We start from the raw sequence: 12,811 nt of genomic DNA on the forward strand, positions 1-12,811 counted from the left end.
CTGCCGGACATTTCTCCCCGTATAGTGACGGGGAGAAAGCGGCTGGTCGCAAACTCGGCGCCATTTCTGCAACGTTTGCGATTTGCGAAATCGCTGGTGACAGCGCCCCTCTCCCCGTCACTATACGGGGAGAGGATGCCGGCAGGCAGGTGAGGGGCAGCGCAACCGTCGGCGATGGATCCCTCAGCCGCCCGCCTTCACTTTCTCGAACATCTTCGCCACATCGTCGTTCTGCTTCATCGGGCCGGTGAAGATGGTGGTCTTCAGCATCACCTCCGGGTCCGCCGGCAATTGCAGCTTGTCCAGTTCGTCCTTCGCCACGCCGGCGAAGGCGGTGCTCAGCGAGCTGCCATAGCCGTAGGCCTGGATCAGGTACTTACCCGAGTCGGCGTCGAGCCGGCTGTTGATGAAGTCATAGGCGAGGTCGACGTTTTTGGCGTCCTTGAGCATGACGAAGCCGCAGGCCCAGGTCAGCATGCCCTCCTTCGGCTTCATGAACTCGACCGGCACGCCCTGCTTCTTCAGCGAGGTTGCCGACGCGTTCCAGGTCATGGCGGCGACCAGCTGGCCGCTGGCCAGCGCCTGTTCGACCGAGGTCATGTCGGTGGTGTAGTTGGAGAGCAGCGGACGCTGCTCGCGCAATTTTTCCGCCACCTTGTCCATCTGCTCCGGCGTCATATCGAAGGGGTTTACGCCGGCCAGAAGTGCTGCAACGATCGGCGTGTCATGCACGGCATCGATGGTCGCCATGCGGCCGGCATATTGCTTGTCCCACAGAAGGTTCCAGCTCGCTTCCGGGTTCTTCACCAGATCGGTGCGGTAGAGGATCGAGGTGTTGCCCCAATCCCACGGCACCATCCAGACCTTGCCGTCGCCGGCCTGGATGTCGGGCAGGTTCTTGAACACCGGGAAGATCGAATCCCAGTTCTTGATGCGCTTGGTATCGATCGGCTGCAGCAGGCCTTCCTTGTTCCAGCGCGCCACCTTGTCGTAGCAGGGATGGGCGATATCGGGGCGGAAGCCGGCCTTGACCTTGGTGAAGGCATCGTCGTCGTCGCCGAAGATCGAGGCCTCGACGCCATCGGGATGGGCCGTCAGGAAGCTCTTGTTGAAGTCTGGCAGTTCATAGCCGGACCAAGTGAAATATTGCAGCTTGTCGGCGGCGAAGGCGACAGTGGACGACAGGACGATTGCAAGCGCGGCAAGCCCGGTGCGGGCTGTCTTTGCAGTGATCGATTTCGGGCCAGTGATCGATTTCAGCCCAGTAATTGATTTCGGGTCGAATGCCATTTCGGTTCTCCTCTTTTGTTATGGTTCAGGCTGGACTGGTGGGCGCCGTCCGACGGGCTGTGCTCAGCCCGCGATGGCGCAGGATTTCGGCGATGCCGGCGATGATGACGGACACAGCAAGGATAGCTGTCCCCAGCGCCATCACGGTCGGCAGCGAGCGAGGAAAACGCAGTTGGCTCCAGATGTAGAGCGGCAGCGTCGGCTCGGTGCCGGCGAGGAAGAAGACGACGATGAACTCGTCGAAGGAGATCAGAAAGGCCAGCATGAAGGCCGAGACGATGGCCGGCAGCGAGAGCGGCAACATCACCCGCCGGAAGGTCGTCCAGTCGGAAGCGCCGAGATCGAGTGCGGCCTCGCGAATGGTTTTCGGAATTGCGGCAAACCGGCTGCGCATGATCACCACGGTGGTCGGCAGCGCCACCAGTATGTGGCCGAGAACGATGGCGATGCGCGACGGGCCGAGGCCGATGAGATTGATGAGGATCAGCAACGATATGCCGACGATGACGCCGGGGATCAGGATCGGCAGCCTGGAGATGGCGCTGATGGTGGCGGCGAGCGGCGAACGACCGTAGAGGTCCATATAGGAGACGGTGATGCCGCAGAGCGTGGCGCCGGCGGCGGCCACGACGCCAATGACGAGACTGTTCAAAAGCGCGCCGGACAGCGCCGGATTGCCATAGAGCGTGGCATACCATTCGAGCGTGAAGCCCTGCAGCGGAAACGCGGCCTGGATGGAGTTGTTGAAGGAAAACAGCGGGATCAACAGCACCGGCAGATAGAGGAAGACGAGATAGGCAAGCACATAGACGCCGAGCCAGCCGCGGCCATCATCTCTCCGCGCCGCGCTCATGTGCGGCTGCCGAATTTGCGGTCGGCGCCGCGTGCGACCAGCACCACGCAGAGGATGACCAGCATCACGCAGACTGAAAGTGCCGCCCCGAACGGCCAGTCATTGGCCTTGCCGAACTGCGACTGGATCAATGTGCCGATCATGGTGCTGGCGGGACCGCCGACCATGGCCGGGGTGACATAGTCGCCGACCGTCGGCACAAAGACGACGAGGGCGGCCGCCAGAACGCCCGGCATCGAATTGGGCAAGACGACGCGGCGAAACGCCGTGAACGGTCTGGCGCCGAGATCGGAGGCGGCTTCGAGCAGTGATTTCGGGATGGTGTCCAGCGCCACATAGATCGGCAGGATGGCGAAGGGCGCATAGGCATGCGCCAGCGTGACGACCACCGCCGCCGGCGTGTTGAGGAAGGCCAGCGTCGGCTCCGACCAGATGCCGCTTTCGATCAGCGCCGAGTTCAAGACGCCGTTGTAGGCGAGCACGATCTTCCAGGCGAAGACGCGCAGGAGATAGCTGGTCCAGAACGGCAGGGTCACCAGAAACAAAAGCAGGCTGCGGCGGCGGCCGGCATAGAAGGCGAGATAGTAGGCGACGGGATAGGCGGTGACGACGGTCGCCAGCGTCACCAGGCCGGCGATCACCAGCGAGCGCAGCGTCACCGTCCAGTAGAGCGGATCGGAGACCACGGTGATGAAGTTGCCTGCCGTGAAGCCGGCGCCGAGCAGCGAACCGTCATTGCCGCGAAGTGAGAGGAAGAGCACAAGGCCAAGGGCAAACAGGATCAGGAACAAGGTGACCAGCCCGCCCGGCAGCAACATGGCGAAGCGGAAGCCTCGGGACGACCCTGCCGGCGCTTCTGTTGCAACGATGCTCGACATCGGACTGCTCAACGGAAATATGAAATCGCCTTAGCTTTTTTCATATTTGTGAAACTGTCAAGCTGAATCCACGAGGCCTAGGCGACCGGCGCCCAATCAGCGCCCGAAGGCGTCGAGCATCCGGTACCAGGCGATGGTCGCGGCGACGCCGACCTGGCGGAAGGCGTGGAACGGGATCGGCCGGATCGGCGACAGCGGGAACGGCAATTGATTGACATCGCCGCCCGCGAGGTAGCCCGCCATGCGTTTTCCCAGCGCGGTCATCAGGCCGACGCCCCTGCCCTGGCAACCAACCACGGCGAGCAGGCCCTTTTCCGGCTCATGGATGTGCGGCAGGTGATCCGGTGTCATCGCCACGCGGCCGAACCAGCGCTTCTCGATGACGACATCGGAGAGCGCCGGATAGAGCCGCACCAGCGCGAGCTGCAGATGCGCCCAGTCGGCCTCGCTCCTCGGCCGCGCCATGCGGCCGCGGCCGCCAAGCACCAGATGGCCGTCGGCTGTCTTGCGGTAGTAGACGAGAATGCGCCTGGAGTCGGACACCGCCTGCCCTTCCGGCAGGATCGTCGCCGCAAGGTTGGATGACAGCGGCGCGGTCGCGACCTGGAAGGAATGCAGCGGCACGATCGTTTCCGCGAGGCCCGGAAGCAGTCCATCGGTATAGGCGTTCGTCGCCAGGACAACCGCTTTCGCCCGCACCTCGGCGCCGCTTTCGGTTGAGACACGCCAAAGGCCGGCCTCCTTGCGGAGTTTCACCACCTTCTGCCGCTCGGCAATGCTGGCGCCGGCGGCGGCGGCGATGCGCGCCAGTTCCACTGTATAGGCGAGCGGATCGATGATGCCGGCGCGGCGGTCGAGCCAGCCGCCGAGATAGCCTTGCGCGCCGGTCATAGCGGCGATCTCGCTTTCATTCAGAAGCCGGACATCGGCGCCACGCGCCCGCCATTGACGATCCCTGTTCGCCGCCGCTTTCAATGCGGTTTCGGTATGCGCGGCCTGGATCCAGCCATTGCGCGTGAACGGCACCGCCAGCTTTTCGTCGCGGATGAGATCGAACACCGTATCCGCCGCCGAGGCGGCGAAATCGACTAACGCCTGGCCACGCTCGGGGCCGAAATGCTCGAGCAGCCATTCGGGATCATATTTCAGGCCGGGAATGACCTGGCCGCCATTGAGGCCCGAGGCACCCTGGCCGATCTCGCCGGCCTCCAGCACCTGTACACCGAGACCGAGCCGGGCTGCGTGCAAGGCGGTCGACAGGCCCATGAAGCCGCCGCCGACGATGGCAACGTCGACCGGCGCAGTGACGAGCAACTGGAAGGCGGATGCGGTCTGCGGCTTCTGCCAGATCGGAACGGAAAACGGTGTGGGCAAGGCTTCACCTGGAGTATGCGGAAAATGAAAATTCTAGTGCTAGTTTCATTTTTTTGAAAGAGCGGGCCTCATGTCAGAACCGACAATTGCCTGCGCCACGGGATAGACCTTTGGCGTGAATCCGGTGAAAGTGCCGCGGCCCAGCTGCCATCTCGATCATCAAAGGACCGTAAGCCATGACGAACCCAACGCAGCTTCCCGCCGACGGGCTCTTCATCGGCCGAGCCAGGGCAAGCGATGCCTCGCATCCGCTGGTGGTCACCGTGCGCGACGGCATTGTTTTCAACATCACCTCGACCACCGCACCCACCGTGCGCGACATTTGCGAGATGGTCGATCCGGCCGGACACGTGCGCTCTGCCAAGGGCAAACCGATCGGTTCGCTCGATGCGATCGCCGCCAACAGTTTTCAGGCTACCCGCGACCCGGCAAAGCCCTATCTGCTCTCGCCTGTCGACCTGCAGGCGGTGAAGGCGTCGGGCGTGACCTTCGTGGTCAGCCTGCTCGAACGCGTCATCGAAGAGCAGGCGCGCGGCTCGGCGGAAAAGGCCGACGCCATCCGCGCCGACATTGCCGGGCTGATCGGCCACGATCTGTCGAAGCTGAAGCCCGGCTCGCCCGAAGCTATGGAGATCAAGGCCAAGCTCATCCAGCGCGGCGCCTGGTCGCAATATCTGGAAGTCGGCATCGGCCCCGACGCCGAGATCTTTACCAAATGCCAGCCGATGGCGTCCGTCGGCTTCGGCGCCGATGTCGGGCTGCATCCTGTCTCCACCTGGAACAACCCCGAGCCGGAGATCGCCATGATCGCCGCCAGCACCGGCAGGATCGTCGGCGCGACCATCGGCAACGACGTCAATCTGCGCGACGTCGAGGGACGCTCGGCGCTGCTGCTCGGCAAGGCCAAGGACAACAATGCCTCGGCCTCGCTTGGGCCCTTCATCCGGTTGTTCGACGCAAGCTTTTCCATCGACGATGTCAAGCGCGCCACGGTGCGGCTGCAGGTCGAGGGCGAGGACGGGTTTTCGCTGGAGGGCGCGAGCTCGATGGCCGAGATCAGCCGTTCGCCCGAAGAGCTGGTCGCGGCCGCCATGGGGCCGCACCACCAGTATCCCGACGGCTTGGCGCTTTATCTCGGCACCATGTTCGTGCCGTCGAAGGATCGCGGCGAGAAGGGCAAGGGATTCACCCACAAGATCGGCGATATCGTCACCATCTCGTCGGAGAAATTCGGCGCGCTGGTGAACCGCGTGCTTCTGTCGCCCGATTGCCCGCACTGGACCTACGGCGCCAGCCATCTCATGCGGGACCTCGCCAAGGCCGACCTGATCTGATTTCGGAGCAGCCAGGACGAACGGATAGCCGATAAACGTTCCTATCCGGTTCCTGTAAGCCGTTTGTTAGCGGAATCCGGGTGACTGTATCGGAAATTCGCTCCAGGATCGGGGCGCGGTCTGTGGGGGCCGAATCGCATGCTCGGTTTGCCGATGATATCGGTGCGCAATCTCGCCATGCGTTATGGCGGGGTTGTCGCGCTCAGGGATATGAACCTGTCTGTCGGACAGGGGACCATCCATGCTGTCGTCGGTGAAAGCGGCGCCGGAAAGTCGACGCTGGTGAAGGTGCTTGCCGGCGTGCTCCGGCCCAACAGCGGCACCATCCGCGTCGGCGACCAGATCGTCACCGTCGACAGCCCGATCGCTGCACGCAAGCACAGCTTCGGCGTCGTCCACCAGGGGCTCGGCCTGTTTGCCGACCGCTCGGTACTGGCCAATCTGTTCGTCAATCGCGAGCCGTTGCGCAATGGCTTCGTCTCCAGGCGCGAGATGGAGGCACGCAGCCGCACCTTGCTTCGGCAACTCAAGCTCGACCTCGATGTCCACGCTCCTGTGGGACAACTCGGCATGGGCGAACGGCAATATGTCGAACTCGGCCGCGCAATTCTGGAAGGCCCGAGGCTGCTGATCCTCGATGAACCGAATTCTGCGCTCGACCGGCGCCAGACCGAGCACCTGTTCACCGTACTAAGTGACCTCAAGGCCAAGGGCACGAGCGTGCTCTATGTCTCGCACCGGCTGGAGGATGTGTTTGCGATCGCAGACCAGGTCACCGTGATGCGCAACGGCCGTGACGTGCTGACAAGTGAGCGCTCGGCGTTGAGCGAAGCCGATGTGATCGACGCCATGATCGGCCAGCAGCGCGGCAGCCTGTTCCCGCCTGCACTGCCGGCCAATGCCAGCACGATAAGGCCGCGGATCACGGTGGAGGGTCTGAGCGGCGGCCGGATTTCCGGCGTCAGCTTCACCGCCCGCTCCGGCGAGATCCTCGGCTTGGCCGGGCTTGAGGGGTCGGGCGTTGAAGACCTGTTCGAGATGCTGTTTGGCCTGCGCGAGGCGCAAAGCGGCAGGGTGCGGCTCCCCGACGGCTACGGCTTGCCTGGAAATCCGACCGAAGCGGCGCGGCGCGGCATCGGCCTGGTGCCGGCCAACCGCCTGTGCAACGGCCTGATGCCCGACCGGTCGCTGGCCTTCAACATAGGCAACATCGCTACCGGCGCCCGCAACTGGGGGTCTCGCCGCTACTCGCCCAAGGCCGCGATCACCGCCGCCGCAAGGCAGATCGATGCGCTGCGCATCAAGGGCCTGCCGGACGCGCCGGTGAATTCGCTGCTGGCCGGCGATCAGCAGAAGATCGTAGTCGCCAAATGGCTGGAGACGGCGCCGCAAGTGCTGCTCCTAGACAATCCGGCTGGCGGTATCGAGGCGGCTGCCAAGCGCAAGATCTATGCGCTGATCCGGCAGATGGCAGCCAATGGCTGTATCGTTTTGCTGCGTTCGGTCGAGCCGTCCGAACTGACCAACCTCAGCAACCGCGTCCTTGTCTTCCACCGCGGCCGGGTCGCCGGCGAGCTGTCCGGCGCCGAGATGAAGCGAAGGACAGTGCTGCAACTGACCACCACCGGCGAGATGCCGGAGGCGGAGCGGCCGAAAAAGAAACTCGTGGGAGCCATGGCATGACACGATTGGATCCCATGCTACAGCTTGCCGGTTCGGCTGCCCACCCGAAGCGCAGCCTTCGCCTGCCCGTCGAACTCAGGCCGCTCATCGGGCTCGTTGTCCTGGTGGCGATTACAGGCTTTGCCCGGCCGGATTTCCTCGATGACGCCAATGTGCTGTCGTTGCTGGAAACCGCTGCGTATCCCGGCATGCTGGCGATCGGCATGGTGTTCGTGCTCGCACTCCGCGAGATCGACCTTTCCGTCGGCTGGATATTCCATCTCGCGGCCCTTCTCACCGCATTCCTTCTGGCCGCCGGCATCGACCCGTGGCTTGCCGCCCTTGCCGGCGTGCTGCTCGGCGCCGGGCTCGGCCTCGTCAACGGCCTGCTGGTGGTGGCGCTGCGACTGCCGGCCATCGTCGTTACGCTGGGCACCTTTGCAATGTTCCGGGGCCTGGCGGCGGTGGCCGTCAAGATGCAAGCGACAGCTCCGGCCAGCCCAGGCGGCGACTTCTTTGAGATCGTTCACGGCAAGCTGTTCGGCCTTGTGCCGACGGCTGTCTTTGTCTTCGTCGCAATGGCGGTGGTGATGCACCTCGTGCTTCACCGCAGCCGCTTCGGCTACCGGATCCAGGCCGTCGGCAGCAATCCGCAGGCGGCGCTCTATGCCGGCATCCCGACAGGTGCTGTGCGGCTGCAGACGCTGGTGCTGATGGGCATCGTCTCGGGGCTGGCGGGCGCGCTGTGGCTTGGCTCTCCCGTTACCGACGTCGACCAAGGCGGCGGTTTCGTGCTGATGGCGATTGCCGCGGCGATCATCGGCGGCACCTCGCTTTCCGGCGGGCGCGGCACCGTCTTCGGTGCGGTGATCGGCATGCTGATCGTCCAGGTCATCTTGAGCGGCGTGACCCTGTTCGGCATCGACGCCGCATGGAGCCCTTCGTGATCGGCGCGGTGATGGTGCTGGCGCTCGCGCTCGACCGGCTGGCCAAGGTGCTGCGCAACCGCCAGGCCGAGCGCTTCCAGGAAAATCCGCGCGCCTGAGTTTAAGCCCCGCCTGCTTGCCGGGAAATATCTCTATCTCTTGGTTGACTCAATTCCGGACGGAAAACCGTTTCACACTTTTCCTGGAATTGCCCTCTAACTGATGCGATCTGATGGGATCGATGATGGCGCGTTGCATCGCGCCACCATCCATTGGGCGGATGAAGGCTTGCCATCGGCCGCAAAAGAAGATGCTCTGCGCATCCGGGTCGGCGCTGGCAGGAGGAGAGGATCAAGGGCATCGCCCGGATCATCGCCGGACGTGGAGGTCGTTTTTCAACATGGGAGGAAAGCAAATGCTGACGAGGCTACGATTACTCGTGCTTGGCTTGATTGTGGCGCTGGCCGTTCCGGCGGCAGCACAGGCCAAGACGTTCTACTGGATTTCGCATGGCGGCCCGGCCGACCCGGTCTGGACCTACTTCCTGGCCGGCGCCAAGCAATGGGCGAAGGACACCGGCAACACCGTCAACACCTCGTTCCACAATGGCGACGTTGCCTCGCAGCAGGAGGCCGTGCGCGCCGCGATCTCGGCAAAGGCCGACGGCATCGTCACCACCAGCCCCGATCCGGGCAGCCTGATCGAAATCGCCAAGGAAGCCAACACGGCCAAGATCCCGATCATCAACTTCAACACGCCCGATCCCAAGGCAAGCTTCGACGCCTATGTCGGCGGCGACAACGTCACCTTCGGCAAGCACTGGGCGCAATATCTGGTCGACAAGGGCCTGGTGAAGAAGGGCGACTTCGTCTGGATGCCGGTCGAAATCCCCGGCGCCACCTACGGCGTCCAGGAAGAGGAAGGCATCAAGAGCGTCTTCGAACCGCTGGGGATCACCTATGAGATCACCGAAGCGACCCTCGACCAGGCCGAAGCCATCAACCGCATGGTCGACTATCTCACCGCCAACAAGGCCAAGGTCAAGGCAATCATCGGCCTCGGCGATCTGGTCACCGGCTCGATCAAGCGGGTGTTCGACCAGGCCGGCATCAAGCCGGGCGAAATCCCGGTCGTCGGCTGGGGCAACTCGCTCGACACTACCCAGGAAGTGCTGACCGGCTACGTCAATGCCGGCCAGTGGCAGGACCCGCAGGCGACCAGCTACGTCGCGCTGTCGCTGGCCAACATGGCGGCGTCAGGCATTCCTCCGGGCTTCAACGTCATCACCGGCGCGCTCTATGAAAAGGACACCGCGCAGGTCTACGACGACATCCTGTCGGGCAAATAACCCAGACCTTCAACAGTCGCGGCCGCAGCCGCGGTCGCGACTGTCTTTTCGCCGAGCCCTTCGCGTTGCGCGCTGGGCTCAGCCTTCCCTTCCTGTCGCAGGTTATCAGTGGAAAACCGTTCGCTCATCCAACGCCTGATCGCGAGGCCGGAATTCGGGCCCTTCGTTCTGCTCATCGTCGAAATCGCGGTGTTCTGGAGCATCAACCACGATTTCCTGTCGCCGCAGAACATCTCCAACACGCTGGCCTTCACCGTCGAGCTCGGGCTGATCGCGCTGGCGATGACGCTGTTGATGACGTCGGGTGAATTCGATCTGTCGGTCGGCTCGCTGTTCGGCTTTTCGCCGGTGCTGATGTGGACGCTGTTCAACAGCGGCCTGACCTCGCTGGAGGTCGGCTTCCTCGCCGCGCTGCTGATCGCGGCCTTCATCGGCCTGGTCAATGGCTGGTTCGTCACGCAGCTGAAAATCCCATCCTTCCTGGTGACGCTCGGCATGCTGCTGGTCGTGCGCGGCACCGCGCTGTTCGTCACCGACGGCTTTCCGCAGCGGACGTGGAGCGCCGAGGGCAGCTGGCTGGCCGAAGCGCTGGTCGGTGATTTCTTCATCGGCCCGTTCCGCATCTATATGTCGCTCTTCTGGTTCATCGCGGCGGCCATCGCACTGGGCTACGTGCTGACGCAAAGCCGGACCGGCAACTGGATCCAGGCAGCCGGCGGCAATCCAGGCGCCGCAAGGGCGCGCGGCGTCAACGTCAGCGGCGTCAAGATCGGCCTGTTCGTGCTGTCGTCGGTGATGGCTTCGCTTGCCGGCGTCATCTCGTCGCTGCGCACGTCGGCCGCCAACCCCAACAGCGGCACCGGCTACGAGCTCGAAGTCATCGCCATGGTGGTGATCGGCGGCACGGCGCTGACCGGTGGGCGCGGCACCATCATCGGCACCGTGCTCGGCATCCTCATCCTGCGCGTCATGCGCAACGGCATCGTGCTGATCGGCGTGCCCGGGCTGGCCTACAACATCTTCATCGGCGCCATCATCCTCGGCATGATGGCGCTGCACTCATGGCTGGAACGCCGGCATCAGGCAGGGACCTAGAACCATGGCTGAACCGCTCATCCGCATGTCCAACATCAAAAAGTCCTACGGGCGCGTGCAGGCGCTCGAAGACGCCAATTTTCATGTCAACGAAAGGGAGATCGTCGGCCTGCTCGGCGACAATGGCGCCGGCAAATCGACGCTGATCAAGGTGTTGTCGGGGGCGGTGCCGCTGACCAGCGGCGACATTTTCATCCGCGGCAAGAAGGTCAATCTGCGCAGCACCAGCGACGCCATCGCGCACGGCATCGAGACGATCTACCAGGATTCGGCACTGGTGACGCAGCTGTCGATCGCGCGCAACCTGTTCCTCGGCCGCGAGCCGATCAAACCGCCGCGCTTTTTGAACCGCATGGACCAGGAGGCGATGAACAATGTCGCTCGCGACCTGCTGAAACAGGTCGGCATCTCCAAGAACATCCCGCCGACGACGCCGATCGGCTCCCTGTCCGGCGGCGAGCGGCAGGCCGTCGCCATCGCGCGCGCCATGCACTTCGACAGCGACCTGATCATCCTCGACGAGCCGACCAACAATCTCGGCGTCGCCGAGACGCAAGGCGTGCTGAGCTTCGTGCGCAACGCGCGCGATTCCGGGCATTCCTGCATCTTCATCGCCCACAACATCCACCATGTCTTCCAGGTGGTTGACCGCATCGTCGTCATGCGCCGGGGCAAGGTGGTGGCCGACGACATCGACCCGAAGAAGACCAGCGTGGCCGAGGTCGAACGCATCATCACCGGGATGTCGGACAAGGAGATCCGCGACGCCATCATCGAAGGCGGGCCATCGCACGGCTGAACCGTCTTCGCGCCGTCTGGCACGGAAACGCATCCGCTCTAACTCGTTGTAGAGCATGACCTTTTGACAAAACGGTTCCCGTTTGTCCGAGAAAACCGGTTCCCACTTTTCGGGATCATGCTCTATGACTACAGCCATGAAAGCCACCGTTGCCGACATAGCCAGGAGCTGCGGCCTGTCGACCGCGACCGTCGACCGGGTTCTGAACAACCGGGCCGGCGCGAGCGCCGCCAACCGCCAACGGGTGATGGAGGCGGCCAAGCAGCTCGGCTATTTGCCGGTGGTCGATCAGGTGACGCTGCCGTCGCGGCCGGCGCATCTTGAATTCTTCCTGCCGATCGGCGCCAACGGTTTCATGATCGACCTCGCCGGGCACATCGAGGACTATGCGGGGCGCCTGCCGCTGGTCGCCTCGTGCCGGATCCACAATCTCGGCGGCATCTCGCCGGCAGCGCTGCAGGCGGCGGTTGAAAATCTGTCGCTGAAGGCCAATGGCGTCGGCGTCATTGCCGTCGATCATCCGCGAACGCGCAACATATTGCGCGATGTGGTCGAGGCAGGCATCCGCCTTGTCACGCTGGTCTCCGACGTTCCAGCCGCCCCGCGTTCGGCCTATGTCGGCATCGACAACCGGGTTGCCGGACGCACGGCGGCGCTGTTGATGGGGCGCTTCCTCAATGGCCGCCAGGGTCATCTGGCGATGGTCGTCGGCTCGCGTTCCTATCGCGGGCACGAGGAGCGCGAGATGGGCTTTCGGTCGGTGCTGACAGAGGAATTCCCCAATCTCACGGTCTCGAGTGCGGTCGAGATCAATGACGAACCGGAGGGCAGCTACACCGCAACGATGCAGGCGCTGCACAACGAGCCGGAACTGCTCGGCATCTACTGCGTCGGCGCCGGGCGCTCAGGTGTGGCGAGAGCGCTGCTCGAGGCCAAGCCAAAGAAGAAGCCGGTCTTCATCTGCCACGACCTGACCAAGGAAACGCGCGGCTATCTCGTCGACGACCTCGCCGATGTCGTCATCGACCAGAATGCGCGGCTGATCGCGGAGCAATCTGTGATCCGCCTGCTCGGCTCGATCGCGTCCGCCGCGCCCTACCTGACGAAGAAGTTCATCGAGCCACGGCTGATCTTCAAGGAAAACGTACCGGTGCAGTGATTTCGCGCCGTGGCGGTTTTTCCGATTTGTATGACAAGTCGGGCAGATGCCGCAAATCTGCACAGCAGCCATGCAACTTTCATTGTTGCCGAA

11 protein-coding genes are annotated in these 12,811 nt (G+C 63.6%); 7 read left to right on the forward strand and 4 right to left on the reverse strand.

What is annotated here, in order from left to right; all coding sequences use genetic code 11:
* Positions 1-183: 183 nt before the first annotated feature.
* The 4 genes from NKH38_RS04780 to NKH38_RS04795 form a co-directional block, all read right to left on the reverse strand.
* The gene (locus NKH38_RS04780; RefSeq protein ID WP_023668506.1) at positions 184-1,290 is read right to left on the reverse strand and encodes an ABC transporter substrate-binding protein; all 1,107 of its coding nucleotides are present in this window, start codon (positions 1,288-1,290) and stop codon (positions 184-186) included.
* A 25-nt stretch (positions 1,291-1,315) separates the two neighbouring features.
* Entirely contained in the window at positions 1,316-2,143 is an 828-nt protein-coding gene (locus NKH38_RS04785) for an ABC transporter permease (RefSeq protein ID WP_502896591.1), read from the reverse strand.
* On the reverse strand, positions 2,140-3,021 hold the full coding sequence (locus tag NKH38_RS04790) for an ABC transporter permease (RefSeq protein ID WP_023747934.1): 882 nt from the start codon (positions 3,019-3,021) through the stop codon (positions 2,140-2,142). Before NKH38_RS04790 ends, NKH38_RS04785 begins: the two co-directional genes overlap by 4 nt.
* A gap of 96 nt (positions 3,022-3,117) precedes the next feature.
* Positions 3,118-4,395, reverse strand: a complete 1,278-nt coding sequence (locus tag NKH38_RS04795) for an NAD(P)/FAD-dependent oxidoreductase (RefSeq protein WP_352760849.1) — start codon at positions 4,393-4,395, stop codon at positions 3,118-3,120.
* 176 nt (positions 4,396-4,571) lie between these two features.
* On the opposite strand from NKH38_RS04795, the gene NKH38_RS04800 reads away from it, so the two are divergent.
* The 7 genes from NKH38_RS04800 to NKH38_RS04830 all read left to right on the forward strand — a co-directional run bounded on the left by NKH38_RS04800 (position 4,572) and on the right by NKH38_RS04830 (position 12,718).
* Positions 4,572-5,729 (forward strand): fumarylacetoacetate hydrolase family protein, encoded by a 1,158-nt coding sequence (locus NKH38_RS04800; protein ID WP_023729292.1) that lies wholly within the window; start codon positions 4,572-4,574, stop codon positions 5,727-5,729.
* Positions 5,730-5,867: 138 nt separating this feature from the next.
* Positions 5,868-7,412: a sugar ABC transporter ATP-binding protein gene (locus NKH38_RS04805; protein ID WP_050589233.1), complete on the forward strand. Its 1,545-nt coding sequence runs from the start codon at positions 5,868-5,870 to the stop codon at positions 7,410-7,412.
* A complete protein-coding gene (locus NKH38_RS04810) occupies positions 7,409-8,338 on the forward strand; it encodes an ABC transporter permease (RefSeq protein ID WP_352760854.1) in 930 nt (309 codons plus the stop codon). Before NKH38_RS04805 ends, NKH38_RS04810 begins: the two co-directional genes overlap by 4 nt.
* Positions 8,339-8,732: 394 nt before the next feature.
* Positions 8,733-9,665 (forward strand): substrate-binding domain-containing protein, encoded by a 933-nt coding sequence (locus NKH38_RS04815; RefSeq protein WP_023687083.1) that lies wholly within the window; start codon positions 8,733-8,735, stop codon positions 9,663-9,665.
* 108 nt (positions 9,666-9,773) lie between these two features.
* Positions 9,774-10,760, forward strand: coding sequence for an ABC transporter permease (locus tag NKH38_RS04820; RefSeq protein WP_023668514.1), 987 nt, complete (start codon positions 9,774-9,776; stop codon positions 10,758-10,760).
* A 4-nt stretch (positions 10,761-10,764) separates the two neighbouring features.
* Positions 10,765-11,559 (forward strand): ATP-binding cassette domain-containing protein, encoded by a 795-nt coding sequence (locus NKH38_RS04825; RefSeq protein ID WP_023668515.1) that lies wholly within the window; start codon positions 10,765-10,767, stop codon positions 11,557-11,559.
* Positions 11,560-11,695: 136 nt separating this feature from the next.
* Positions 11,696-12,718, forward strand: a complete 1,023-nt coding sequence (locus NKH38_RS04830; protein ID WP_023668516.1) for a LacI family DNA-binding transcriptional regulator — start codon at positions 11,696-11,698, stop codon at positions 12,716-12,718.
* Positions 12,719-12,811 lie beyond the last annotated feature (93 nt).

This window comes from Mesorhizobium sp. M1078 (assembly GCF_040318615.1).
Classification (GTDB): Bacteria; Pseudomonadota; Alphaproteobacteria; order Rhizobiales; family Rhizobiaceae; genus Mesorhizobium.